Here is a 25,910-nt window from a genome sequence, read left to right as displayed (position 1 = left end):
CTTCGTGATTCTTGTGGGTTCGTAATGGGGGCCAAGCGCAACAGCATCGGAATGATCCGCAGGGCGGCACTGCCGGCGCTGGCGTTCGTGGTCGTCGGCACCTTTGCCGGCCATGCGGTCGCCGGCGATAATGGCTTGCTCGCCTGGGGCGGCTACCATCGCGACCTCAACGCACGAAAGGTCGAGCTTGCGAAGCTGGAGGCCGAGCGCGACCAGCTCCGCCACCGTTCGGCCTTGCTCGATCCGCGCAAGGCCGATCCCGATCTCGCCGACGAGATGGTTCGCGACCGGCTTGGCCTCGTGCGCAACGACGAAGTGATCATTCCGCTCGATTGAGCCCGGCGGCGATGTTGCCGCACGCGCGACCCTTTCCTATAGAGCCGCCACGCATAAGCCCCTTGAAAGGCAATATCCTTTGGCGAGGTCCGCAAAATCCACTCCGCTGCAAGCTGCAGCACCCGCTTCCGCGCTTCCCAACCGGGAGCGCCCGCCAGAACCGAAGCGCTTCGAGCCGAGCAAGGAACAGCTCCTCGACTTCTACAAGCAGATGCTGCTCATTCGCCGCTTCGAAGAGCGTGCGGGCCAGCTCTATGGTCTCGGGCTGATCGGCGGCTTCTGCCACCTCTACATCGGCCAGGAGGCGGTGGCGGTGGGCCTCCAGTCCGCCATGACCGTCGGCAAGGACAGCGTGATCACCGGCTATCGCGACCACGGCCACATGCTGGCCTATGGCATCGACCCCAAGGTGATCATGGCCGAGCTGACGGGCCGTCAGGCAGGCATTTCCAAAGGCAAGGGCGGCTCGATGCACATGTTCAGCGTCGAGCATGGCTTCTACGGCGGCCACGGCATCGTCGGCGCGCAGGTGAGCCTGGGCACCGGTCTCGCATTCAAGCATCAGTATAGCGCCGACGGCGGCGTCTGTCTGTCCTACTTCGGGGATGGCGCGGCGAACCAGGGCCAGGTGTACGAAAGCTTCAACATGGCCGAGCTTTGGAAGCTGCCGCTCATCTACGCGATCGAGAATAACGGCTACGCGATGGGCACCTCCGTCCAGCGCTCGGCGTCCGAGGACCAGTTCTACCGCCGCGGCGAGAGCTTCCGCATCCCGGGCATCCAGGTCGATGGCATGGACGTGCTGGCTGTGCGCGGCGCGGCTGAGACGGCGCTGGAATGGACCCGCAGCGGCAAGGGGCCGATCATCCTTGAGCTGAAGACCTATCGCTACCGCGGCCATTCCATGTCCGATCCGGCCAAGTATCGGACGCGCGAGGAAGTGCAGGATTATCGCGAGAACCACGATCCCATCGACCGGGCCGCCAAGGACTTGGCCGCGTTGGGTGTCGCGGAGGACGAGCTCAAGGCAATCGACAAGGAAATCAAGGACATCGTGGTTCAAGCTGCCAAGTTCGCTGAAGATGCGCCGGAGCCGGAAGCGGCCGAGCTGTTCACCGACGTATTGGTGGAGAGCTACTGATGGCGACGCAGCTGATGATGCCGGCCCTCTCGCCGACCATGGAAGAGGGCACACTAGCCAAATGGCTGGTGAAGGAAGGCGATGAGGTGAAGTCCGGCGACATCCTTGCCGAGATCGAGACCGACAAGGCGACGATGGAGTTCGAAGCCGTCGATGAGGGCACGATCGCCAAGATCCTGGTCGCCGAAGGCACCGATGGGGTGAAGGTCGGGACTCCGATCGCCGTGCTGGCCGGTGAGGGGGAGGACGCCAGTGCTGCGGCCTCGGCCGAAGCGCCGGCGGCAACCACGCCGTCAGATCAGAAGACGGAAGCTTCTCCGGTCGAAACCGAGCAGCCGCAGAAGGCCGACAGCGGCACGGCGCAGCTTGCCGCCGCACCCAAGGCGCCTACAGGACCCGAAGTGCCCGAAGGCACCAAGATGGCGACGCTGACGGTCCGCGAGGCGCTTCGCGACGCGATGGCCGAGGAGATGCGCAAGGACGAGCGCGTTTTCGTGATGGGCGAGGAAGTCGCGGAATATCAGGGTGCCTACAAAGTCACCCAGGGCCTGCTCGAGGAATTCGGGGCCAAGCGCGTGATCGACACGCCTATTACCGAATACGGCTTTGCCGGCGTCGGCACCGGCGCGGCGATGGGTGGGTTGAAGCCGATCATCGAATTCATGACCTTCAACTTCGCCATGCAGGCGATCGACCACATCATCAATTCGGCCGCCAAAACCAATTACATGTCCGGCGGCCAGATGCGCTGCCCGATCGTGTTTCGCGGTCCCAACGGGGCCGCCAGCCGCGTCGCTGCCCAGCATAGCCAGAATTACGGGCCCTGGTACGCCAGCGTTCCCGGCCTGGTGGTGATTGCGCCTTACACGGCGTCGGACGCGAAGGGCCTGCTCAAGGCGGCGATCCGCAGTGAAGACCCGGTGGTTTTCCTTGAGAACGAGCTGCTCTACGGCGTCTCGATGGATGTGCCCGAGCTGAACGATTTCGTGCTGCCGATCGGCAAGGCGCGGATTGCGCGGCCGGGCAAGGACGTCACCATCGTCACTTACTCGATCGGCGTCGGAGTCTCCCTGGAAGCCGCGGAGAAGCTGGTGGCGGAGGGCATCGACGCGGAGGTGATCGATCTTCGCACGCTTCGCCCGCTCGATAAGGCGACGGTTCTGGAGAGCCTCAAGCGCACCAACCGGCTCGTCACTGTCGAAGAAGGCTGGCCGACCTGCTCCATTTCGTCCGAGATCATGGCGATCTGCATGGAAGAGGGCTTCGACGACCTCGACGCGCCGGTGATGCGGGTAGCGAACGAGGATGTGCCGCTCCCCTATGCCGCCAATCTCGAAAAGCTGGCGCTGATCAAGGCGGATGATGTCGTGAAGGCCGCGAAAGCCGTCTGTTATCGATGAAACCCGTGACCGTGACCTCGTCCGCCTGCATTGGCCGGCGGCGTTGCGACCGGCGTTCGATGCCTTGTTCAACATTGACGACGCGATGGCGGACGTCGTGCTCAAGGCACGCGATCCGGCGTTGGCGGCGATCAAGCTCGCTTGGTGGAGGGAGCAGCTTCAGGCGCTTGACGTCACTCCGCCACCGGCTGAGCCACGGCTGCGGGCAGTTAGCGACCATCTGATCCGCAACGGCGTCAGCGGCGAGCAGGTATCGGCACTCGAGGATGGTTGGCTCGGTGTCCTGCACAGAGATTTCGATTCAGCCTCCGCGCGCGGGCTGATACTGTTTGGCCTGCTCGCGCAGTTGCTTGGCGAGCAGAAGACAGAGTTTCAGGATCTAGGGCGAGCCTGGGCGCGGGCCGATCTCGCACGCCGGACGGGTGAGACGGAGTGGCTAAGACAAGGTGAGCGAACGAGAGTGCGTGTCCGGCGCCGGATGCGGCCGCTCACCGCCTTGGCTGCGCTGGCGCTCCGAGATGAGGAGCGCGGCTTTCCGCTGGAGCCGGAACGAACGCCGGGCCGATCCTGGGCACTTCTTCGCCATCGCGTGAGTGGCCGGCTATAGATTGACAGGAATCGCTCCAGCACGGATGGTGTTCGCGCCGAATCTCCCCTGATTGTGGGAGCATTCTCATGTGGCGTTATTTCGCCGGCGCGGCGGCATCTCTTCTTCTCGTCACCGGCATTTTCTTCATCTTCCAGAGCCGGGCGCAGGACCAGTCCGTCATCCCGCCGGCGCCGCAGCCGCGTCCTGCACCGATGCTGAGTGCCCAGCCTGCCGCCCTCAGTGCGCCGGAAGCTAGTCCGAAGAGCCGTGAGGAGAAGCGCTTCTCCCGCGCTGACAGGGACAATAACGGCCGGATCGAGCGCGAGGAGCTGCTTGCACCGCGCCGCAAGGCTTTCGCAAAGCTGGATACGAACGGCAACGGTACCTTGTCGTTCGATGAGTGGGGCGTGAAGACGCTGGAGAAGTTCGGTGGCGCCGACAAAGATCGCAGCGGTTGGTTGAGCCCTGCGGAATATGCGACGACCGCCCCGCCGCCACCCAAAAAGAAGCGTTGTGTCTGTTAGCAGACTTGCTGGCGTCCGGTTTGACGCTACGGCTACGCAATGACTTTGAAATCATTGACTTACACCAGCCTTGCAAGCCTCGACCTGACGGGTGCGGATGTCGACGCCATCCTCGCCAAGGCGCGGGAGCTGAACGCACTGGACGGGATCACCGGCCTTTTGGTGTTCAACGGCACGCGCTTTCTGCAGATCATCGAGGGCTCACCGCCCGCGATCGACGATCTGGTGAATCGCCTTCGCCGCGATCCCCGACACTCAGCCTTCGAAATTCGTGACGAGCGCGAGATCGAGGATCGTATGTTCGCCGATTGGTCCATGGAACTGGTCCGGGTCAGCACCGACCGGATCGATGCGCGCGAAACCGTGTCGCGACAATTGCCAGACGCTGTCCCGGACGACGTTCACCAGCGGCTGGTGACGATGACGGAGAACATTTCCGGCAACATCGATATGCGGAGCTAGGCGGCCGCCGGCTCCAGTTGTGCTTCGCTCCAGGAGCGGAAGCGATCGCGGGCCCGTTGGGTGTAGAGCTTCTTCCGGTCCGCCTTCTTCGTCTTTGGCCCTTCGAGCGGCGGCATCAGGCCAAAGTTTACGTTCATGGGCTGAAACGTCTCGGCATCGGCGCCGCCTGTGATGTGCCCCAGTAGCGCGCCGAGCGCGGTTTCCGGTGGCGGCGAAGCGAGCGCGTCGCCCCGAAGACGGGCGGCCGCGAAGCGCGCGCAAATGAGGCCGACCGCCGCGCTCTCGACATAGCCCTCACAGCCGGTGATCTGGCCGGCGAACCGGATATTGGGTTGCGACTTCAACCGAAGTTCCCGATCCAACAGTTTGGGACTGTTAATGAAGCTGTTGCGGTGGATGCCGCCCAGCCGCGCGAACTCGGCATTTTCGAGCCCCGGAATGGTGCGAAAGATGCGGACCTGCTCACCATGCTTCAGCTTGGTCTGGAAGCCGACCATGTTCCACAAGGTGCCGAGTGCATTGTCCTGCCGGAGTTGGACGCAGGCATATGGCCAGCGTCCGGTTCGCGGATCGTCCAGGCCAACACCCTTCATGGGGCCGAAGCGGAGGGTCTCCGGCCCGCGCTCCGCCATTACCTCGATCGGCATGCAGCCTTCGAAGTAGGGCGTGTCCTTCTCCCAATCCTTGAACTCGGTCTTCTCGCCATCGACCAGTGCAGACACAAAGGCGTGGTACTGCTCCTTGGTCATCGGGCAGTTGATGTAATCCTTGCCGCCCTTGTCCCAGCGCGCGGCCATCCAGCAGATCGACATGTCGATACTGTCGCGGTGGACGATGGGCGCAATCGCGTCGAAGAAGGCGAGGGCGTCCGATCCGGTTTCCGCGGCGATGGCGCTGGCGAGGGTGGAACCCGTGAGCGGGCCGGTGGCGATGATGGTCGGGTGGTCCGGGAGAGCATCGACTCGCTCGCGAACCACGTCGACCCTGGGGTGCGACGTCACGGCGGCGGTGACTTCAGCAGCAAAGGCCTCTCGATCGACAGCAAGTGCGGAGCCCGCGGGCACGCGATGCAAGTCGGCACAGCGCATGATCAGCGAGCCGAGATCGCGCATCTCCCGGTGGAGAAGGCCGACGGCATTGTTGTCGGCATCGTCGGAGCGGAAGCTGTTGGAGCAAACCATCTCCGCCAGCCGGTCGCTCTCATGCGCAGGAGTCATGTCACCGCCGCCGCGCATTTCGCTGAGACGCACCTGAAGACCGGCTTCGGCCAGCTGCCAGGCGGCTTCCGAACCGGCGAGTCCGCCACCGATGATGTGGATGTCGAAAGTCTGCGTCATTGCGAGCGGAACGGAGCAATCCATTGGACAGCGGCTGGATTGCCGCGCCTTGCCGCTCGCAATGACGGACGACGGTGTCGAAATCCAGTCTGGGCTTGGCTCAGCTCAGACCGGTCGTGGTTGAACGACGAAATTACTGGCCGTTGACCAGTGCGTTTCTCTGGGCGTCGGACAGACTGCTGGCGTCCACGTCCGAATCGTCGATGCGTTCTTCGGTCTTTTCACCGTTGCGCTCGACAGCATCGGCCTGATCTTCAAGGTTCTCGGCCATGGCGCCGCTGCTGTTGTCGGCCATCGCTTCCAGATTGTCGGCCTGGGCTTCGGCCCTGTCTTCCGCTTGATCGCCAAGCTTGTCGTCGCCGTTACCACCGCAAGCGGAAAGCGAGACGGCAGCTGCTGCGGCGAGAAGTAATAAGCGCATGTTTTTTCCTTCGATGTGAACTGTCACCAGATCAGAACGCAAGCGGTTCGAATTGGTTCTCGCAGGAGCTTGCAGATGCAGCTTCGTAAGTTGCGCCCCGGAGGGTAGGGAGGCGGGCATGAAACCCCGTATTTACACGATCGGATATGAGGCGGCGACCATGGCCGACTTCCTTGCCGCCTTGACGTCAGCACGCGTCAAGCGGGTCATTGACGTGCGCGCGCTTCCCTTGTCGCGGCGGCCCGGCTTTTCGAAATCGCCCCTGCGCGCTGCTCTGGCCGAGGCCGGAATCGACTATGTCCATTTGAAAGCGCTCGGCACACCTGCGTCTGGACGGGAGGCGGCACGCAAAGGCCGGCATGCCGAACTGGAGCGCATCTACGCCGGGCAGCTGGAACTGCCTGAAGCGATCGCCCAGGGCGGGCAGATGCTGGAATTGGCGCGCGAGAAGCCAAGCGCCTTGCTCTGCTTCGAGCGGGAGCCGGGCGGGTGCCACCGCTCACTGTTGCTGAAAGCTGTGGCACCCGAGGCTGAGGTCGTGGATCTATTCGCTTAATTCGGCGGCTGTCTCGCTGATGAGCAGTTGCTCAATATCGGGGATCGGACGTCCGCTCATTTCCTTGTTGATGGTGCAGACGATGCGCCGTTCCACTTCCTTGTGAAGCTCCTTGCGCAGAACGCCGAGCGCCTTGGGCGGGGCGACGATGGCGAGGGCATCATAGTCGTTGCGTAGGGCGCGCTTCTTCAGCTCCTCGGCCGCATCCTTGACCCAGAGATCCTCCTCCTGCTGGTGGAAGTCGGTCTCGCTGTAGGCTGGGCGGTGGGTGTCGGCGCCGGTTGCACCCGCGGCTGCGGTGCCCGGGGCATCCGTCTTAATGTCGCGGTCCTTGCGATCCTGCCGCTCGTCATGCGATTCGGTGCGCAGGTCGATCTGGTTGGCGTCACCGTGATTGCGAAAGAAAAGCATCTTGCGGCCATCGACGACCAGCACGAGCGCATTGTTGGGAAGGGCCATTCACATCCTCCTTGTTTAGGAAGACGAACGCGAACGGCCCTCCGCCCGTTCCTTACTCCTCGACCGGCGGATCGACCGGTTTGTCGAGTTCGTGTGAGCCCACGACCGCATCTTCGGTCGGCGCAATCTCTTCGCCACCCTCGACCTCGATCTCTTCCTCGTCGCTCTCGTCGATCTTGGCGACGCTGACGACATGTTCGTCCCTGGCGACGCGGAAGATGGTTACGCCTTGCGTATTGCGGCCTGCGATCCGGATGTCGCCGACGGTGGTGCGGATGAGCTTCGCCTGGTCGGTCACCAGCATCAGCTGCTCGCCCTGGTGAACGGGGAAGCTGGCGACGACGCAACCGTTGCGTTCGGACGTGTCGATGTTGGTGATACCCTGACCGCCGCGATTGGTGCGACGATATTCATACGCCGAGGTGCGCTTGCCGTACCCATTTTCGGTAATGGTGAGGATGAACTGCTCGGCCTCGGCGAGCTCCGCCATCCGTTCCTCGGACAGCGACGGTTCGCCCTCGCGCTCGCCCTTCCATGGCGCGAAGCGGAGGTAGGCTTCACGCTCCTCCTGCGTCGTGCCGACGCGGTGGAGGATGGACATGGAGATGACATGGTCGCCCGGCGCGAGGCGCATGCCGCGAACGCCGGTGGAGGTGCGCGACTGAAACTCGCGGACGTTGGAGGCCATGAAGCGGATCGCCTTGCCCTTGCGGGTGGCGAGCAGCACGTCATCGCCTTCGGTGAGGAGCGCGACCCCGACCAAGCGGTCGGTGGCATCTTCCTCGCCTTCCTCGCCCTCGCCGACGGCGAAGCGCATCGCGATCTTGCCGGCTGTCGGGATGTTGCGGAAGGCGTCCATGCTGTTGCGGCGGACCGTGCCGTGGGCCGTGGCGAACATGATGTGGAGGTCGCTCCAGCTGTCCTCATCCTGCGGCAGGGGGAGGACGGACGTGATCGTCTCGTCCGCCTGCAACGGCAGCAGGTTGACCATCGGCCGCCCGCGGGTGTTCGGGCCCCTTCGGGAAGCCTCCACACCTTCATTCGGTATACCTTGCCGAGGTTGGAGAAGAACAGCACCGGATTGTGGGTCGAGGTGACGAACAGGTTCGTGATTGCATCCTCGTCCTTGGTCGCCATTCCGGCGCGGCCCTTGCCGCCGCGCTTCTGCTCGCGGAAGACGGAGAGGGGCGTCCGCTTGATGTAGCCGGCCATGGTCACGGTGACGACCATGTCCTCGCGCTCGATCAGATCCTCGTCGTCGATCCCGTCGAAAGCGGCCGCGATCTCGCAAATGCGCGGCGTCGCGAACTCAGCCTCGACCTCGTCGAACTCCTCGCGCATGACCTCGTAGAGGCGGGCACGATTACCAAGGATTTCAAGCAGTTCGGCAATGTTCTTAGCAAGGCCTTCAAGCTCGTTGCCGATCTCGTCGCGTCCCAGCGCCGTGAGACGGTGGAGGCGAAGCTCGAGGATTGCCTTCACCTGCGCGTCGGACAGCTTGTAGGTCTCGCTCGCCGCCTGCGGCTCAACCGCCTCGACCAGCATGATGTAGGGACGGATCTGCTCGCCGGACCATTCGCGGGCAAGCAAGGCTTCGCGAGCGGCGGCAGGGCTCGCCGAGCCACGGATAATGCGGACGACCTCATCGAGATTGGTCACCGCGACCACCAGGCCGAGCAAGATATGGGCCCGCTCGCGCGCCTTCAGCAGCTCGAACTTCGAACGGCGGGTGATCACTTCCTCGCGGAAGCGGACGAAGCTTTCGATGATGTCGCGTAGAGCCAGCGTTTCGGGCCGGCCGCCACGGATCGCAAGCATGTTGGCGGGGAAGCTCGCCTGCGCCGGCGTGTGCCGCCAAAGCTGATTAAGCACAACCTCCGGCGTGGCGTCGCGCTTCAATTCGATGACGACGCGGACGCCCTCGCGGTTGGACTCGTCGCGGATGTCGCTGACACCCTCGATGCGGCGGTCCTTGGCAGCCTCGGCGATCTTCTCGACCAAGCCGTTCTTGCCGACCTGATAGGGGATGGCGGTGAGAACGATCGACTGACGGTCGCCGCGCCCGGTCTCGACGTGGTGGCGGCTGCGCATCATGATCGAGCCACGGCCCGTGGTGTACGCGGAGCGGATGCCGGCCGTGCCCATGATGATCGGCGCGGTCGGGAAGTCCGGGCCCTTCACATGCTCCATCAACCCTTCGGAACTGATGGTCGGATCATCCATATATGCGCGGCAGGCGTTCAGAACCTCGCCGAGATTATGAGGCGGGATGTTGGTCGCCATACCCACCGCAATGCCACCGGCGCCGTTGACCAGCAGATTGGGGAAGCGGGCAGGCAGGACCTGCGGCTCACGCTCCGACGCGTCATAGTTCGGCTGGAAATCGACGGTGTCTTTGTCGATATCGCCGAGAAGGAAATTGGAGACCTTGGCAAGCCGCGCTTCCGTGTAGCGCATTGCCGCGGGTGGATCCGGGTCCATCGAACCGAAATTGCCCTGACCGTCGATCAGCGGCACGCGCATCGACCAGCTCTGGGTCATCCGGGCCAAGGCGTCGTAGATCGCGCTGTCGCCGTGCGGGTGATATTTACCCATGACGTCGCCGACGATGCGGCTCGACTTACGATAGGGCCGGCCTGCGACATAGCCTGCCTCCTGGCAGGCGTGGAGGATTCGGCGGTGGACCGGCTTGAGGCCGTCGCGAACGTCGGGAAGCGCGCGGCTGACGATCACGCTCATCGCGTAATCGAGGTAGCTGGTCTTCATTTCGTCGACGATGGAGATGGGAGCGATGTCGCTGTCGCGGCGCTCGTCTGCCGGCGGTTCGGTGGCCAAGTGGCTTCAGTCCTGTTTTGATACGCTTGCGAATGATGCGGGAAGCGGCGCCGCAAGCGGCGTTCCCCCCGCCTTCCTCACTAGCGGAGGATTGGTGCCGGCGCCACCCCGCGCGCGCGTACGCGCGTGAAGAATTCGGCAGTGTTTACGCCTGTTTACCTGTTACGATGGAACGGATAATTTACAGGTGCGTCTTGCTGGATTGCCTTGTCAGACCAAGCAGCTGGTGTTCGCGGGCCACTGTCCCAAAGCGGGATGGTTAACGGCTGACAACTGTCCGGCAGGCGTACCCTCTGACACACCGCTACCGGGCGCAGGAAAGGGCCACATTTTCGCGTGCGTTTCGACGATCGCCTTGCCACCGTTCTCCAGCACCCGGCTGCCGACGATCACGGCCGGGCCGTACGCTGGCGGCAGCTTGTCGAGCTTCTGGCCAAGGCAGGGTCGCTTGGTGACTCGCGCCTGGCGGATAGTGCGCTTGAGACGGTGCGGGCCGATGCTGTTCAAGTCGATCCCGCTATTCGCGCGGCCACGGCGCGTGCAATTGCCTCGACACCGCTGCCCGTCGAATTGGTGGCACTGTTTGCGCGGGACGATCTCGCCGTTGCAGCGCCGCTGCTCGCTTCCGCGACCCTTTCGGCAGAGGGTTGGGCGACGGTTTCGGAAGCCGCTTCACCGCAGGTCCGGCAGTTCATTTCCGCTTTGCGCCCGGAGGTGACTGCGACGATCTCAGCTCCGGCTCCCAAGCGCGACAGTGAGCCTCTTCCAAGCATTCAGGACGTCATCGACCGCATCGATAGCCTGCGTGCAACCCGGCAGAAGCAAGCTCCGGCCGCGGACCCGCCCCGCGCGGCCATGCCTCGCGAAGACGCGCCCACCGGGCGGGAAGCGGCGACGGAGCCTGCCTTGTTCCGGTGGGAATGCGACTCGGCAGGCGCGGTGGATTGGGTCGAGGGCGCGCCGCGTGGGGCGCTTATCGGGCGTCCGCTGTCCGAGCCAGGTCATGATCGGGATAGCGGCGCTGGCGAGATCGCACAGGCCTTCGCCATGCGTGCCCCCTTCAGCAGCGCCAAGGTCACGTTGAACGCCGGACACGCCGTCTCGGGGGAGTGGGAATTGAGCGGCGCGCCAGTGTTCGATCCGACAAGCGGCCGCTTTTCGGGATATCGGGGAATCGCCAAACGGACGGACTCGCCGCCGCCTGCAGCCTTGTCTGCGCCACACCCGGACTCGCTTCGCGAACTGGTCCACGAGATCAAGACGCCGCTCAACGCCATCATGGGATTTGCCGAGATCATCCAAGGCCAGATGTTCGGACCGGCGAGCGCATCCTACCGGACCCGGGCGGCCGAGATCGTGTCGCAGTCCCATCTGCTGCTCGCTGCGATCGACGACCTGGACCTTGCGGCGCGATTGCAGGCGGGCACTCAAGGCGACGGGGGCACCGTCAGCAATTTCGGCGACTTGCTTGCAACCATGCTGCCGTCCCTGAAAGACAAGGCGAAGGAGCAGGGCGTGAACCTGCGCCTGCTAATCGAGGCGGACCTGCCGCCGTGCGGAGTGGATCGGGCAGTGGCGGAGCGGTTGGTCGATCGATTGGTCGGCACGTTGATCGATTGTACCGCCGCCGGTGAGGAGTTGGACGTCACTGCAAGCGAGTGGAACGGGCGCTGTTCGCTTGCCGTGGAGAAGCCGGCGCTTCTTCGCGGACTGCCCGACGGCGATCTGCTCAACCCGGCCTTTGTGGTTCCACGCGAGCGCAACGGCCGCCTTGACCTCGGCTTTTCCCTCCGGCTGGTGCGGGGCATTGCCCAGCTTGCCCGCGGCGACCTGGCGGTGAGCAGGCGGCGGATCACCTTGGTGATGGCCAGCGGCGACTTGCGTCCGCCCGCATCTGACCGCTATCGGCGGCAAGCCGGGCAGGGCCTGTAGCTCAACGGTAGAGCCGGCCGCTCATAACGGCTAGGTTGGGGGTTCGAATCCCTCCGGGCCCACCACCGCACCTAAATAACGGCAGTTCTCTGCCGTTAACCGGCAGGTTAGCCATTTCATTTTGAAAGGCAGCCTAGCCAAGTCAGTCGATCAAATGCTGAGCGGGACGGAAGCATGAGCGCAGCTGCGCGCTAAGCTCCTTTACCATTCGATCTGCATTCTCGCGGAAGTCTTCTGCGGGACTTGGTTCGCCACGAAGCGGGGCGCCATCTTCTCGCATCTCACGGCGCAGCTCGTGGTCGGAAATGGCATTCCAAACAAACTGGACGAACCCATTGAGCTTTTCGTGAAGCGTGTCGCTGAGGAAGATGCCGTACTTCATCAAGTAGAAATCGGCCCTGCGCGGCAACCTTGGCGTCGTGAAGCTCGTACCAGTACATCGCTTTCGTGAAGTACAAGGTACGGTCAAAGGGCTTCAGAGCTCGAAGCTCTTCTCGTTGCCATTCAGCCAAACGTGAGCTCGAAAGCACGTCCTCCATATGCGCTGCTGGCATCGAACTGAAATCGTGGATTCGCCGTAAGCGGGTAACGAGACGCTCAGCAGCCACATACGCGTCGAAGACGAGGGACCATGCCTGGGGAGCACGTCGAACTCACGCTGATTAAGCTTGCTAGAACGATCCAGGAGGTCGTTTATCTTAAAGCGCAGCCGCTCAATCTCCCGACCATGCTGATGTTTGAGCTCCTGAAGACGCTTAGCGAAGCTTGCTTCCAGCCACTTGGTTCCAAGCACACGAAAGAGAGCGAGCGCCCCGGCGAGTCCTCCAGCTGCCCCGAGCAGGACCATGCCCAAAGATTGTACTGACGAGATCATTCCCTTAGCTCCACCGTGCTGAGCGGCTCAGAATTCAGGTTAGCCATCCTGCACGTAACAAATTGATATATTTGGCCCAGGTTTGTGCAAGTTAGCCAATCTAAGCTGTTGATAAGTAAAGGTTTTTGCTTCCCCTCTGGGCCCACCGCCCGCGCAGCCGTTTGCAAGTGAGGGATCGGAAGGATCCAAACTTGCAAGAGAGAATGCGCGAGCCGGCCAGCGGGTCGGCGTAGCCGAACCCGTCTGACGTCATGGGATTACTCCCGTGACGGCTCTCACGCCGGAGAATGGGAAGAGCGCCGTCACGAAGTGAATCCGTGAGTCGAACGACACCGCTGTGCGGGTCGTCGGCCGGCTTTCGCTGGCTCTTCGCGCTGCCTCTCGATTGCTGCGCAATCGCTCACCTGCGTTCGGCAGCTCAAGGCGTGGTCGGGGAGACAGGATTCGAACCTGCGACCCTCTGCTCCCAAAGCAGATGCGCTACCAGGCTGCGCTACTCCCCGACACCTGAACGGCGCCCGTTAGCAGCGCTTTGCGCGCTAGCGAAGGCTAATTCGCCGCGTTGCCGTCGTTATCGACCTTCACGTCGACGTCGCCGACTTCGTTCTGGACCTTGTCGCCGGTCTCCTTGACGTCTTCGACAATGGCGGAGCCGGCGTTCTGAACTTCATCGCCAACCGTATCGAGCGTGTTCTCGGCCTTATCCTGATCGAACGATACGGTGGTGCCATTGTCGTCTTTGCTGACGTTGCAGGCGGCAAGAGCAAGCAGGGGTACAGCAATCCAGATGCGCATGAGGGTCCTCCCTTTGTTTCGGGGGCTCAACGCTGACGGCCGAGAACGGCTCCCTTATTTCGCAGGTGTATTTGCGACGATCGCCAGCATCGCGGTCCAAGCCGCAACATTCTGTCGCATCGCCGCGGGGTCGATCTTGTCGAACGTATCGTCCGGGGTGTGGTGCAGATCGAAATAGTGGGTGCCGTCCTGGCTGAGCGCGATAGCCGGCACGCCGTCCGCGATCATCGGGCCAATGTCGGAGCCATCAGCCTCCGTGAGGCTCCCAGGAACAATCCCAAGCGGCGCCAGGGCTTGCTGCAGAGCCTTAGCCTCGCCCTCCCGCGCCATTCCGAGCTTGGTGTTGACCTGCCAAACCTTGTCGGCGCCGAAGTCGCTCTCGGCAATGGCGTAGTGAGGTTCTTTGCCGTGCTTGGCGCGGTAATCGAGGCCGCCGAACAGGCCCACTTCCTCGGCACCGAACCACACCACGCGAATGGTGCGCAGCGGCTGGCCGGCATCCATGATACGCTTCGCGGCGGCGGCAGTGATCGCAACGCCGCTCGCATCGTCAACGGCGCCGGTGCCGAGATCCCAGCTGTCGAGATGGCCGCCGACGAGAACGGGCGGCAGGCTCCGGTCGCGCCCGGGCACCTCTGCGATAACATTGCCGGACTGGCGGATTCCGATGTTGCGCGGGGTCAGAACCAGTTTCAGCTTCACCGGACGGCCACGCTTCAGGATGCGCTTGAGCTGATCAGCGTCCGGATTGGAAAGCGCGCCTGCGGGAATCGGTTTCGCGCCGTCGGCAAACGTCTGAACGCCAGTGTGCGGATTGCGATGGCTGTCGGTGCCGATCGAGCGCACGACAATGCCGACAGCCCCTTTTCGGCTGGCAATCGTGGGGCCTTCGCGGCGCGGCCGGCCAAAGGCTCCGTAGCTGGAGCCGTCCTGAGTGGGCGGCATCGCATGGTCGATGAAGACGATCTTGCCACGCACGGCGGAGTCCGGCGCCGCGATCAGCGCATCCACGCTCTCGAATGCTACAATTTCGCCCTGAATGCCGGAAGCAGGCGTCGCGCCACTGTTGCCAAGTGCCGTGACGGCGAGCGGCTGTGGGAACGGAGCTGTGACCCACGCCTTCTCATCGCCGCGCACCCAGACGGGCATGTCGAAGCTTTCGACGCGAACGTTGGAGAAGCCGAGCGCCGTCAATTTTGCGACGGCCCATGTGCGGGCGCGGGCTTCCGCCTCGGTGCCGGCGAGGCGCGGGCCGATCTCGGTGGTTAGACCTTCGGTTATTTCGAGCGCATATTGATCCTGCAGCGCGGCGTCGCGAAGCGCAGCGACGTCATGGGTTTGCGCGTGGGCGGTTGCGGCGGAGGCGAGACAAGCGAGCGCTAAGACGGTCTTCATGGCTAGAAGCGTAGTGCAGGCGAGCGCCATCTGTCACGTAGCTCACCGATAAAATGTCGGGGAGCTTCGATCAAAGCAGCCGCATCTGGGCGCCCTGCGGGGGCAGAAACAGGTCGGTGCGAAGCGGGAACTTGGCAGCGGCGAGGCCAAAGCGCTTGGCGGCGATTTCGAACCGTGTGCGGATGAGGTCGGCCCAGGCGCCTTGCCCTCGCATCCGGCTAAAAAAATTCGGATCGTTGTCGCGCCCACCGCGAAGCGAGCGGATGGTCGACATGACCTTGCCCGCACGGTCAGGGAAATGGTCATCGAGCCAGGCGCGGAACAAGGGCGCGACTTCGTGCGGCAATCGCACCGGAAGGTAGAAGCCGCCGCTGGCGTTGGCCTTGGCCGCCGCTTCCACGATTGATTCCAACTCATGATCGGTGATTTGTGGAACGACGGGCGCAATGGCGACACAGCAGGGGATGCCAGCTCGGCGAAGCTCGGCGATCGCGGCGATGCGCTTGCGGCCGGCGGGTGCGCGCGGCTCCATGATCCGGCTGACGTTCGGGTCAAGCGATGTAACCGAAATCGCAACGGCGGCGATCCCGAGCTTGGCGCCTTCCTTCAGGAGGTCGAGGTCGCGGACGACCCGGTCGGACTTGGTGGTGATGGTGAACGGGTGCTTGGTCTCGAGCAGCAGTTCGATCAGGGCACGGGTGATCTTCCAGCGTTCCTCGACCGGTTGATAGGGATCGGTGTTGGTTCCCATGGCGATCGGCCGGCACGAATAACCGGGCTGCGACAGGGCCGAATGGAGCAGCTGCGGCGCATTCGGCTTCACGAACAATCGCGACTCGAAGTCCACGCCGGGCGAGAGGTCGTGATAGGCGTGGGTGGGGCGGGCGAAGCAGTAGATGCAGCCATGCTCGCAGCCGCGGTAGGCGTTGACTGAGCGGTCAAACCCGATGTCGGGCGAGCTGTTGCGGGTGAGGATCGTCTTGGGGTGCTCGACAGTGACGGTGGTGCGGCGCTTCGGTACGCCGTCCAGCGCCTCGACCTGATCGAGCCAGTCGCCCTCGCTGACCCGCTCGGGCAGGTTGAAGCGCACCGGCCCGGCGTTGCGTGTTGCACCGCGTCCCTTGGTCGACTCGAACGGCATGTCGGCCATGCTAGGCCGACATGCGAACAAATCAAGAACGTCAGTGTGCCAGGCGCGTCTGACCCGTCGGGAAGGCCGGCCAGTGATGCTCGGCTATCGCCTTGAGCGTTGGGGTCGGCGTGCGATTGAGGCCCTGATAGACCCACATGTTCCGGAGCACGGCCGGTACATAGTAGCGCGTCTCCCAATAAGAGAGGCTCTCGATCCAGAGCAGAGGATCGCCCTTGTCGTTGATGCTGGCCCAGCGGCCGAGCGGCGTCGGGCCGGCATTGTAGGAAGCGATGATCTTCGGAAGCTGGCCGCCTGTCAGAGTCGAGCGGCGCATCCGCTCGATGAAGCTTTGCCCGAATTCAAGGTTGTACTTAGGATCCGTCAGCGCCCCGCGGGAGTAAGCGATCCCGCGTGTCCGGGCCTCGTCCTCGGCGGTGCCTGGACGGACCTGCATCAATCCTACCGCGCCGGCTCCGCTCACCGCGTCGGTGATGAAGGTCGATTCCTGGACGATGTGGCCGAAGGCCAAGGCCGGATCGACACGCCAGCCGGTGATCGGCGACCATTTGGGGTTGGGGTAGCGATCGGCAGGATAGACGACCGCACCCCGCTGCCCATGATTGGCGAGCCAGTGCTGCAAGGAGGCGAGCTCGTTGCGGCGCGCGAACTCGATCAGCGCACGGTGATCCTGGACGTTGCCGATCGCGGCCTGGTGGCGGATCAGTTCCTCGGCGAGGCGCCGCTCGCCAATCCGCAGAAGCTCGTTGGCGCGGCGAATATTCGGGAGATTGTCGATCGCCGCCGTCGATTGCAGCGGCGCTGGCGGCAAATGGGTGTCGAGGCCGAGCGTCTCGCGGGCGATAAGGCCGTAGAAACTCTCCGGGTTGCCCGCTGCCAATTTCAGCAAGGGCGCAACCGAGCGCGGACGGCGGCACATGTGCTCGGCCCGCGCTGCCCAATAATAACCCGCGGCACGCATTTCGCGCTGGACCGCGCTGGCTGCGACTTCGCGGAAGCTACGCGATGCCGCCTCGCAATCGTTGAGACGCCATGACGCCAGTCCGGAAATCCAGGCAGCCTGGCTCAGCCATTCGCCGCTTGCGCCGGGGCGCCAGGTATCGGCCACCCGGCGGGCGTTGAGGTCGTCCCCAAGAACATAATAGACCCACGCCACCCGCTGACCGGCTTCGGCGCGCGCATCGTAACCCATCAGCGCGCCGGTCTGGTTCAGCAACGCCTCCGCGCTGGCGGCGTCATTGGCCTTCACCAATGGCTCAAGCTGGGCGCGAAGCTGCGGCGCATAGGGGTCGCCGCTCACCGGAGTCGCGCGGTAGCGGCTCTGCGATCCGGGAATGTAGACGACCGGCCGCTTGAGCATGATGAGCGGCGGGGTGGCCGCGCCGCGCTTCACCGCCATCCGCGCCAGCTGATCGGCCTGCGGGAGCTCGGGGGCCTGAGCAAGCAACTGCTGGAGTGCATCAAGCGACACCGTCGGCGAGCCCTTGGCGGTGAACAGCTGCGCCTTCGCCAGCGATGTCAGTGGCGACTGGGGCAGGGAGGCGACGCCGGCGTTCGCGGCCGCCCATTCGCCACGCCGGATCGCGGAGAAGACCCCGCGCCAATCGCTCGGAATGCGGACGACGGACGATGGTACCGGGCTCGGCGCGGAAGCAACCGAAGCGGGCGCGGGAGGTAGGGCCGCCGTCGACGGCGCCGGTGGCGCGGACCGCTGGGCCCCTGCACTGGGAAGCGGCGCCAGCGGATCGGAACCGGCGGTTTGCGCTGAAACCGGTGCGGCGGTGGTCAGCAATCCAAGAAACAGAAATCGGGGCAGTCTCGTCATTATTCTTCCGTAAGCAACAGGAGGTCGGCCCAGGCAGCATCCTTCTGCGAGGGCTGATTCATCAGAAACGTCGGGTGAAAGGTTGCTACCGTCCGCACGCCTTCCACTTTCTGAACGTGGCCACGAGCAGCCGCAACCTTTTTGCCGAGCAGGGCCATTGCCGCGCCGTCGCCGAGCAGCAGCAAACGCTGCGGCTTCACCAATCCGATGTGGCGGCGGGCGATGGTCACGCAGGCATCGAGGTCCTTGCTCTTGGGCAGGCCGGCGACGTGGTGGAAGCAGGACAAAGAGGCGCGGTAGGTCTGCTCGGCCGCGATGCCGACCGATCTGAGCATCCGCTGCGTCAGCTGCCAGGAATCCCCTGCTACCGGCCCCTGATCGGAGCCGCTATCGGCCGCCGCCATGTCGGTGATAAGCATGATTGCGGGCTGCTCCGGACCTGCGGGAAGGACGCGCGGGCCGGTTCCGGCAAAGGGGACATCCTGCGCTTCGCGAAGCCAGGCCCGGAAGAGTTCGAGATTGTCGGGAAGCTCTTCGATAACGGTTGGAGCGGCGGCAGGGAGGCGCTGCGACGGCGGCTTGAGGCGGTCCTGCGGCTCGTCCACCGTGGCGGCGTCGACGCCGGACTCCAGCCACCAGCTCAGCGCGCTGCGCAGCTCCGCAACTTCGGCATGATCATCGTCCCCGCCCATCCGGTTTCGCTTGTCCCCACCATTGACGGCAAGGTCAAGGAAGCGGCAGTGCAGCCGCAGGCAAAGCGCCTTCCGGGCGCGACGAGAGGTTGGTGATGACGACGCGCGAATCCATGCAATATGACGTGGTGATCGTCGGGGCCGGGCCCGCCGGCCTGTCCGCCGCCATCCGCCTGAAGCAACTCGCCGCCGAGAGCGGACGCGACGTTTCCGTTTGCGTGCTGGAGAAGGGCAGCGAGGTCGGTGCCCATATCCTGTCAGGCGCGGTGGTCGATCCGCGCGGGCTCGACGAGCTGATCCCGGACTGGAAGGCACGGGGCGCGCCGCTGACCACCCCGGTGACCGAGAACCACCACTGGGTGTTGACGGGCAGGCGCCGCTTCCGGATTCCCGAATTCCTCTTGCCGCCGCTGATGCACAATCGCGGCAATTACACCTTGAGCCTGGGCAATCTCTGCCGCTGGCTCGCTGCGCAAGCCGAGGAGCTTGGCGTCGAAATCTTTCCGGGCTTCGCCGCGGCGGAGATTCTGTTTCACGACGACGGGTCGGTGAAGGGCGTTGCGACCGGCGACCTCGGCATCGCCCGCGACGGCAGCCATAGATCCGACTACCATCCGGGCATGGAGCTTCACGCCCGCTACACTTTCTTCGCGGAGGGCGCCCGAGGCCACCTGACAAAGCGCCTGACGGAGATCTTCGGCCTTCGCGACGAAAGCGGGCCTCAAGTCTTCGGGCTTGGGATCAAGGAGTTGTGGGACGTTCCTGCCGAGCGCCACAAACCCGGGCGGGTGATCCATACGCAGGGTTGGCCGCTCGACGAAGCCTGGGGCGGCGGCTTCCTCTACCATCAGGATAATGGCCAGGTTGCGCTCGGCTTCGTGGTCGCACTCGATTACAAGAACCCGCACCTCTCGCCCTTTGAAGAAATGCAGCGGTGGAAGACCCATCCAGCGGTCCGGGCGGAGATCGAGGGCGGGCGGCGCGTCTCCTATGGCGCGCGGGCGATCAACGAGGGCGGTTACCAGGCCATCCCGAAGCTGGCGTTCCCGGGCGGCGCGCTGATCGGCTGTTCCGCCGGCTTCGTTAACGTGCCGAGGATCAAGGGAACGCACACGGCGATGAAGTCGGGGATGCTGGCAGCGGAAGCTGCATTCGCGGCGATCGGCAACGATCGAAGCGGCGACCTGCTGACGGACTACGAGACATCGGTGCGGTCGAGCTGGATCGCCAAGGAATTGAAGCTGGTCCGGAACGCACAGCCGGCCGTCGCGCATTTCGGTGGCTTGCTGGGCTCACTCTACGCCGGGATCGACATGTGGCTGGGAACCTTGGGCCTTAAGCTGCCCTGGACGCTTAAGCACAAAGCCGATCACGCGCAGATTTCGCGCAAGGAGCATGCGCGGCCGATCAGCTATCCCAAGCCCGACAATGTTCTTACGTTCGACCGTCTCTCCTCCGTGTTCATCTCCAACACTAATCATGAGGAAGACCAGCCGGTTCACCTGACGCTCAAGGACGCGGACATACCGACTGCGATCAACCTGCCGGTGTTCGACGGTCCCGAGCAACGTTACTGTCCAGCCGGCGTGTATGAATATGTCGAGGGAGACGCCGGTGAGCCGCGATTGCAGATCAACGCCCAGAATTGCGTCCACTGCAAAACCTGCGACATCAAGGATCCGACCCAGAACATCAATTGGGTGGTTCCGGAAGGCGGCGGAGGACCGAATTACCCGAACATGTAGCCTGGCACTTCTGGCAGCCCTTGTTCCCTGGCAGGCTGTCTCGGCGGCACGCACGCAGCCCGTCAGCAGCGCCGCCCAGACCTATGTCGAGGCACGCGCCGCCGAGTTGACGGGCGACCATGTGCGCTCGGCCGCCCTGTTCGCGGGCCTTGCCGAGCAAAGCCGCGACCCGGCGCTGACGCGCAAGGCAATCTCAACCGCGGTGGAAGGCGGCGACCTCCGGCTCGCGCTCCGCCTCGCCCGCAGCCAGCCCCTGCAAAGCTTGCCGATCGAGGCCAAGCTGTTGCTGATCGCCGAGCCGCTGCGGCAGGGGCGGATCGCGCCTGCGATCGCGCTTGCGTCCAGTAGTGACGGGCCCGGTAGCGTCCGCTTTCTCGTTCCGCTTCTGAATGCCTGGCTCGCTGCCGAGCGTGGGGATTTGGCCGGTTCACTGGCCGGGCTGAATTCGGCGCCCGCCAACGGTGTGCTGGCACCGTTTCGGGATGAGCAGCGCGCCTTCATCCTGCTCAAGTTCAAGCGCTCGGCCGACGCGGCACCTTTCGTTGAACGCGCTCTGGGGGCGGGCGGCGCACGTCGAGCGCGCCTTCGCATGATCTATGCCGATGGTTTTCTTCGGGCGGGGGACCGGGAGCGTGCTGCTGCCCTGGTAGCGGAAGCCGATGACCCTGAGATGATTGCCCGGATTGCGCGCGGCAAAGCCGTTGGGCAGCGTGTCGAGACCGCCGCGCAGGCCATCAGCGAGTTACTGACCGGCGTTGCACTCGACCTCAGCCGTGGCGATAAGGACCTGCCTGTCTCATTGCTCAACGTGGCGCGCTTTGCCGATCCTGCGAACAGCAGCGCGCCCGTCATCCAGGGCTTGTTGTTGGACTCGATCGATCGGCCGGAAGCGGCGATCGCTTCGTTCAGGGCCGTGCCGAACGGCGATGGGCTCGCCGCGCAGGCGCGCACCTACGAGGTGCGAACTCTGCTGGAGCAAGAGCGCCTGAGTGAGGCCGAGGCTTTGGCAGGGAGACTGGCGAACCGCAGCGACGCGAGCGTTGCCGATTATCAGCGGCTGGCAATCGTCTATCGCACCCAGAAGAAGCCGGCGGAGGCGGCGGCGGTGCTTGGGCGCGCAATCAGCCTAGCCATGTCGCAAGGAGTGAAGAATCTGTGGCCGCTCTATTACGAGCGCGCGGTGGCGTTCGAACAGGCGAACCGCTGGCCGGAATCGAAAAACGATCTTCAAACGGCGCTGCGCTTTTCGCCCGACGAGCCGACGCTGCTGAACTTCCTTGGCTACACGATGCTGGAACGCGGGGAGCAGCTTGATGCGGCCGAGGCGATGATCCGCAAGGCCAGCCGGCTTGCGCCCGATGAGCCGGCGATCACGGATTCGCTTGGCTGGGCATTATACAAGCGCGGGCAATTGCCTGAGGCGATCGATACGCTGCAGCAGGCAGCCGCCAAGGACGTTGCCGAGCCGGAAATCCATGAACATCTTGGTGATGCGCTTTATACGGCCGGGCGCCGCTACGAGGCGCGCTTCGCCTGGAACGCTGCATTGGTGACGGCGGAAGAGGATGCAGCAACGCGGATCAAGGCGAAGCTTCAGTCGGGCCTCTCGGCCGGCAACGCCGCGCCCTAGATGCTACTGAAGGAGCCGGCGCCGGCGAAGCTCAACCTGGCGCTCCATGTTCGCGGCAAGCTGCCCGATGGCCGTCACCGACTGGAGACCTTGTTCGCGTTCTGCATCGATGGCGACGCAATCACCGCCGAGCCGTACGATGGATTTCGACTGAAGGTCGCTGGTCCCTTCGCTGCGGCGTTGAGCGGCACCGGTCCCAATCTCGTAGAACGTGCTGCATTAGCGCTTGCCGATGCAGCCAAGGTGGAGCCTGATGTGCTGCTGACCTTGGACAAGAGACTGCCGGTGGCGTCGGGCATCGGCGGCGGGTCGGCCGATGCCGCCGCAACCTTGCGACTGTTGACTCGCATGTGGCGGATCGACCCTCGCCACGCCAGCGCGGTCGCACCTACGATCGGCAGCGACGTCCCGGCTTGCCTGCTCTCGATGACGTGCCGGGGCGAAGGTGCGGGCGATGGGCTGGAGCTCGTCGACGACCCAGCGATTGCCGGAGCGCCGGTGTTGTTGGTCAACCCGATGATCCCGCTTTCGACCGCGCAAGTCTTCGCCGGTTGGGAGGGCACAGACCGGGGGACGCTCGACGAGTGGAGGGCAGGGCGCAACGACTTGGAAGCACCGGCGCGCGCGCTCGTGCCGGAAATTGGCGATGTGCTTGACTGGCTCGGGCAGCAGGCAGGGGCCGAATTCGTCCGCATGTCCGGATCGGGCGCCACTTGCTTCGCATTGTTCAAGACCGAAGACGCTCGGGATTGCGCGGCAGCGGCGGTGCCTGCCAAGTGGTGGCACATGGCGAGCGTCCTGCGCTAAGGCGCGGAGCATGCCCATCGGCCGTCCCATTCTCACTGCAGCCCGGATGCGTGAAGCCGAGGAGCGGGTGATCGCGGCAGGAACGCCGGCAGAAGCGCTGATGGAGCGTGCCGGCGCGGCGCTGGCTGAGGCTTTGCTTCGCTTCAGCGGCGGCAAGCCCGTGCTGTCCGTCTGCGGGACCGGCAACAATGGCGGCGATGGCTATGTCGCGGCGCGCCACCTTGCGAACCGAGGGGTACAAGTCAGGGTAGCCGCGATCGGCGAGCCCAAGGCGGACGCGGCGCGATGGGCCCGCTCGCAATGGGTGGGTCCGGTCGAACCGCTTGGCGTTCGTACCGCCCCGGCGCCGGCCCTCGTCGACTGTCTCTTCGGAACCGGATTGAAGAGCGGGCTGGAAGAGCCTGTTCTGTCTACCTTTCTAAGGCTTCATGGGTCCGCGAGGGTGAGCGTCGCGTGCGACCTTCCAAGTGGAGTCCAGGCGGACAGCGGGGCCTTGCTTTCGGACGTACCGCGCTTCGACCTGACGGTGACCTTCGGCGCTCTGAAGCCGGCGCATCGGCTTTCGCCGGCAATGCGTCGCTGCGGCCGGGTGGTGCTTGCCGACATCGGGATCGCGGCCGAGAGCGACTGGGAGGAGATCGGCCCTCCAATCTTACCGGCGCTGTCGCCGGACGGGCATAAATTCGATCGCGGGCTCGTCCATGCGCTGGCCGGCGCGATGCCCGGTGCGATCGCGCTTGCCGCAAGCGCAGCCGCGCGCGCGGGGGCCGGCTATGTCCGCGTCAGCACGTCGAAGACGATCGACCATCTTCCGGCGTCCGTCGTCCAGACCGACACGGCGACCCTCAATGACCCGCGGATCGGTTGCCTGTTGGTCGGGCCGGGAATGGGCTCAATCCCCCAACTGCTCACGTTGGCGCTGACCAGCCACGCGCCCAAAGTGATCGATGCGGATGCCATCGGACAGGTGGGGGAGCCAGAGCGTCTGAAAGGACAGGACGCGATCCTGACTCCTCATGCCGGCGAGTTTGCAAAATTGTTCGGCTTTCTACCCGGCAGCAAGGCCGATCAGGCGGTGGCGGCGGCCGGCCGTTCGGGCGCCATCGTCGTTTACAAGGGAAGCGACACGATCGTCGCTGCGCCCGACGGCCGCATAGCATTTGCGCCTCCCACACCCGCTTGGCTGGCGAGTGCCGGGACTGGCGATGTGCTCGCGGGAATCATCGCCGCCATGCGCGCGCGGGGAATGGCGGCGTTCGAGGCGGCATGTGCCGGCGTGTGGATCCATGGGCGCGCAGCGGAAGCTGCAGGAGCGTCGATGATCGCCGACGATCTCCTGGTCGCCTTGCCGACGGTACTCAGCGAACTGTGACCGAAGATCCCGTCATCAGGATCGCCGCGCGAGGGGACGGCGTCACCGCCGGCGGCCGCCACGTGCCGTTCGGCGTTCCCGGCGACCGGCTGCTCGACGACGGAACGCTGGAGCATGGGCCGCATCACCAGGTGCCGCCATGCCGTCACTTCCCGGAGTGTGGCGGCTGCCAGCTCCAGCATGTCGATGACCAGGCCTATCAGGAATATCTGCGGTCACGTGTGGAGACCGCGCTTGCCCAGCACCAGCTTCGGGCCGAGCTGCGCGAGCCGCACCTGTCGCCGCCGAACAGCCGCCGACGGGCGACACTCCACGCGCTGCGCACCGCGGGAGGAACACTGATCGGCTTTCATGGCGCCAAGTCGCACCGGATCGTCGACATGCGCGAGAACCACATTCTCTGTCCCAAGTTGCTGGCTTTGGTGGCGCCGCTGCGCTCGCTTCTCGGACGAATGCTTAAACCTAGAGCCGGCGGCGAGGTCCAGATGACGCTGGTGGACCAGGGCGTCGACCTGCTGCTGAAGGGAGTGGTGCCCGAGGGACTCGAAGCCATCGAGGCGCTGACAGGCTTCTGCACGGAGCAGAAGCTCGCGCGCCTGTCGCTGGATCAGGGTTTTGGCCCGGAAGGATTTTACGAACCGGTGCCGGCCACCGCCACCTTTTCGGGCCGTCCCGTGTCCTTTCCAGTGGGCGCCTTCCTCCAGGCGACGGCCGACGGCGAGCAGGCCTTGCTCGACGCTGTGCGGGAGATCACCGGAGAAGCATTACGGACGGCCGATCTTTTCGCGGGGCTTGGCACCTTTGCACTCGGGTTGTCGGGCCAGGTCTATGCCGCCGAAGCGTCACGCGACGCCGTGCTGTCGTTGAAGCGCGCGGCACCGGAAATCGCCGCCGATCATCGCGACCTTTATCGCCGGCCACTCGACACTCAGGAACTTGGCCGCTTTCAGGCCGTGGTGCTCGATCCGCCACGATCGGGCGCGGAGGCGCAGGTGGTTAACCTTGCGGCCAGCGCCGTAGCCAAAGTCGCCTACGTCAGCTGCAATCCGGCGACCTTTGCCCGCGACGCGGCGATTCTGGTCAACGGTGGCTATCGGCTCGAGTGGATCAAGCCGGTCGGCCAGTTCCGCTGGTCGACCCACGTCGAACTGGTTGGATGTTTTAGCCGTGGAGCAGCTTGAGCACCGCGTGCGTGGTCAGCCCTACCAAGCAGATCGTGCTTAGCAGGAAGAACAGGAACCGGTACTTCACGACGTTGATCGTCCCCTGGACGATGCTGTGGACCACCCGAAACCCGACATAGCCCCACGCCAGCCAGACGTTGATGGGCGCGTCGAACTCCATCAGGATCAACGCGAATACGATCGCATAAAAGATCGTCGGTTGTTCCATCAGGTGGTTGTAATTGTGGGATTTCCACTGGGCGCGAGGATCGCCTTTGCCCTCCAGGTCGGTGCCTCGAGCACCGACCGGGATGTTGTCGGCGGTGACGCCCAGTTCGCGGAACTGTCTGCCGCGTGCGACAAACATCCACAGCATGACGATCAAAGTCCATGCGACGAGCGCGACGACGGGCCCCAACAACGGACTATGCATGAAAAACCCTCCCCTGATGGTCTCAAGGGGAGGGCTA

23 protein-coding genes, 2 tRNA genes and 1 pseudogene are annotated in these 25,910 nt (G+C 64.3%); 14 read left to right on the top strand and 12 right to left on the bottom strand.

The window, feature by feature from the left end:
• The first annotated feature begins 24 nt into the window (after nt 1-24).
• The 6 genes from G7077_RS00530 (at nt 25) to G7077_RS00505 (ending at nt 4,452) form a co-directional block, all read left to right on the top strand.
• Entirely contained in the window at nt 25-336 is a 312-nt protein-coding gene (locus G7077_RS00530) for an FtsB family cell division protein (protein ID WP_246167245.1), read from the top strand.
• A gap of 79 nt (nt 337-415) precedes the next feature.
• A complete protein-coding gene (gene pdhA / locus G7077_RS00525) occupies nt 416-1,477 on the top strand; it encodes a pyruvate dehydrogenase (acetyl-transferring) E1 component subunit alpha (protein ID WP_206367652.1) in 1,062 nt (353 codons plus the stop codon).
• Nucleotides 1,477-2,877, top strand: a complete 1,401-nt coding sequence (locus tag G7077_RS00520; RefSeq protein WP_166410023.1) for a pyruvate dehydrogenase complex E1 component subunit beta — start codon at nt 1,477-1,479, stop codon at nt 2,875-2,877. Before pdhA ends, G7077_RS00520 begins: the two co-directional genes overlap by 1 nt.
• Before the next feature lie 64 nt (nt 2,878-2,941).
• Nucleotides 2,942-3,484, top strand: coding sequence for a hypothetical protein (locus G7077_RS00515; RefSeq protein ID WP_166410022.1), 543 nt, complete (start codon nt 2,942-2,944; stop codon nt 3,482-3,484).
• Nucleotides 3,485-3,552: 68 nt separating this feature from the next.
• A complete protein-coding gene (locus G7077_RS00510; protein ID WP_166410021.1) occupies nt 3,553-3,990 on the top strand; it encodes an EF-hand domain-containing protein in 438 nt (145 codons plus the stop codon).
• 39 nt (nt 3,991-4,029) lie between these two features.
• Complete coding sequence (locus G7077_RS00505) at nt 4,030-4,452, top strand: BLUF domain-containing protein (RefSeq protein ID WP_166410020.1); 423 nt, start codon at nt 4,030-4,032, stop codon at nt 4,450-4,452.
• Here the strand turns inward: G7077_RS00505 and trmFO are convergent.
• Both trmFO and G7077_RS00495 read right to left on the bottom strand, forming a co-directional pair.
• Nucleotides 4,449-5,789, bottom strand: a complete 1,341-nt coding sequence (gene trmFO / locus G7077_RS00500; protein ID WP_166410019.1) for a methylenetetrahydrofolate--tRNA-(uracil(54)-C(5))-methyltransferase (FADH(2)-oxidizing) TrmFO — start codon at nt 5,787-5,789, stop codon at nt 4,449-4,451. The two genes, G7077_RS00505 and trmFO, sit on opposite strands and share 4 nt — an antisense overlap.
• Nucleotides 5,790-5,922: 133 nt before the next feature.
• Nucleotides 5,923-6,252, bottom strand: coding sequence for a hypothetical protein (locus G7077_RS00495; RefSeq protein ID WP_166410018.1), 330 nt, complete (start codon nt 6,250-6,252; stop codon nt 5,923-5,925).
• A 76-nt stretch (nt 6,253-6,328) separates the two neighbouring features.
• Between G7077_RS00495 and G7077_RS00490 the strand changes: the two genes are divergently transcribed.
• Complete coding sequence (locus G7077_RS00490; protein ID WP_166410017.1) at nt 6,329-6,766, top strand: DUF488 domain-containing protein; 438 nt, start codon at nt 6,329-6,331, stop codon at nt 6,764-6,766.
• Here the strand turns inward: G7077_RS00490 and G7077_RS00485 are convergent.
• Both G7077_RS00485 and gyrA read right to left on the bottom strand, forming a co-directional pair.
• The gene (locus G7077_RS00485) at nt 6,755-7,225 is read right to left on the bottom strand and encodes a host attachment family protein (RefSeq protein WP_166410016.1); all 471 of its coding nucleotides are present in this window, start codon (nt 7,223-7,225) and stop codon (nt 6,755-6,757) included. The two genes, G7077_RS00490 and G7077_RS00485, sit on opposite strands and share 12 nt — an antisense overlap.
• 52 nt (nt 7,226-7,277) lie before the next feature.
• A pseudogene (gyrA, locus tag G7077_RS00480) lies at nt 7,278-10,060 on the bottom strand (DNA gyrase subunit A).
• Nucleotides 10,061-10,396: 336 nt separating this feature from the next.
• Here gyrA and G7077_RS00475 point away from each other — a divergent pair.
• Complete coding sequence (locus G7077_RS00475) at nt 10,397-11,992, top strand: sensor histidine kinase (protein ID WP_166410015.1); 1,596 nt, start codon at nt 10,397-10,399, stop codon at nt 11,990-11,992.
• A tRNA-Ile gene (locus G7077_RS00470) sits at nt 11,983-12,057 on the top strand. The genes G7077_RS00475 and G7077_RS00470 overlap by 10 nt, the downstream gene beginning before the upstream one ends.
• Nucleotides 12,058-12,134: 77 nt before the next feature.
• Here the strand turns inward: G7077_RS00470 and G7077_RS00465 are convergent.
• The 7 genes from G7077_RS00465 to G7077_RS00435 form a co-directional block, all read right to left on the bottom strand.
• Entirely contained in the window at nt 12,135-12,374 is a 240-nt protein-coding gene (locus G7077_RS00465; RefSeq protein WP_166410014.1) for a hypothetical protein, read from the bottom strand.
• Nucleotides 12,375-13,292: 918 nt separating this feature from the next.
• Nucleotides 13,293-13,369, bottom strand: a tRNA-Pro gene (locus G7077_RS00460).
• Between the two features lie 46 nt (nt 13,370-13,415).
• Entirely contained in the window at nt 13,416-13,661 is a 246-nt protein-coding gene (locus G7077_RS00455; RefSeq protein ID WP_166410013.1) for a hypothetical protein, read from the bottom strand.
• 54 nt (nt 13,662-13,715) lie between these two features.
• Entirely contained in the window at nt 13,716-15,056 is a 1,341-nt protein-coding gene (locus G7077_RS00450) for a M20/M25/M40 family metallo-hydrolase (protein WP_166410012.1), read from the bottom strand.
• A 70-nt stretch (nt 15,057-15,126) separates the two neighbouring features.
• Complete coding sequence (locus G7077_RS00445) at nt 15,127-16,206, bottom strand: PA0069 family radical SAM protein (protein WP_425505292.1); 1,080 nt, start codon at nt 16,204-16,206, stop codon at nt 15,127-15,129.
• Nucleotides 16,207-16,237: 31 nt separating this feature from the next.
• Entirely contained in the window at nt 16,238-18,031 is a 1,794-nt protein-coding gene (locus tag G7077_RS00440; protein ID WP_166410011.1) for a lytic transglycosylase domain-containing protein, read from the bottom strand.
• Nucleotides 18,031-18,723: a uracil-DNA glycosylase family protein gene (locus G7077_RS00435; RefSeq protein WP_166410010.1), complete on the bottom strand. Its 693-nt coding sequence runs from the start codon at nt 18,721-18,723 to the stop codon at nt 18,031-18,033. Before G7077_RS00435 ends, G7077_RS00440 begins: the two co-directional genes overlap by 1 nt.
• Before the next feature lie 95 nt (nt 18,724-18,818).
• Here G7077_RS00435 and G7077_RS00430 point away from each other — a divergent pair, with 95 nt between their 5' ends.
• From G7077_RS00430 to G7077_RS00410, 5 genes are all read left to right on the top strand, one after another.
• Nucleotides 18,819-20,468, top strand: a complete 1,650-nt coding sequence (locus G7077_RS00430; RefSeq protein WP_166410009.1) for an electron transfer flavoprotein-ubiquinone oxidoreductase — start codon at nt 18,819-18,821, stop codon at nt 20,466-20,468.
• A gap of 106 nt (nt 20,469-20,574) precedes the next feature.
• A complete protein-coding gene (locus G7077_RS00425) occupies nt 20,575-22,098 on the top strand; it encodes a tetratricopeptide repeat protein (RefSeq protein WP_166410008.1) in 1,524 nt (507 codons plus the stop codon).
• The gene (locus G7077_RS00420) at nt 22,099-22,905 is read left to right on the top strand and encodes a 4-(cytidine 5'-diphospho)-2-C-methyl-D-erythritol kinase (RefSeq protein ID WP_166410007.1); all 807 of its coding nucleotides are present in this window, start codon (nt 22,099-22,101) and stop codon (nt 22,903-22,905) included.
• Between the two features lie 10 nt (nt 22,906-22,915).
• Nucleotides 22,916-24,277, top strand: coding sequence for an NAD(P)H-hydrate dehydratase (locus G7077_RS00415; RefSeq protein WP_166410006.1), 1,362 nt, complete (start codon nt 22,916-22,918; stop codon nt 24,275-24,277).
• Nucleotides 24,274-25,458 (top strand): class I SAM-dependent RNA methyltransferase, encoded by a 1,185-nt coding sequence (locus tag G7077_RS00410; protein ID WP_246167244.1) that lies wholly within the window; start codon nt 24,274-24,276, stop codon nt 25,456-25,458. Before G7077_RS00415 ends, G7077_RS00410 begins: the two co-directional genes overlap by 4 nt.
• On the opposite strand, the gene G7077_RS00405 is transcribed toward G7077_RS00410, so the two are convergent.
• Entirely contained in the window at nt 25,439-25,873 is a 435-nt protein-coding gene (locus G7077_RS00405) for an MAPEG family protein (RefSeq protein ID WP_166410004.1), read from the bottom strand. The two genes, G7077_RS00410 and G7077_RS00405, sit on opposite strands and share 20 nt — an antisense overlap.
• Nucleotides 25,874-25,910 lie beyond the last annotated feature (37 nt).

Origin of the sequence: Sphingomonas piscis, from assembly GCF_011300455.1 — a bacterium.
Classification (GTDB): domain Bacteria; phylum Pseudomonadota; class Alphaproteobacteria; order Sphingomonadales; family Sphingomonadaceae; genus Sphingomicrobium; species Sphingomicrobium piscis.
The sequence above is the reverse complement of the archived record's forward strand: the minus strand, read 5'-3'. Positions and strand labels throughout refer to the sequence as shown.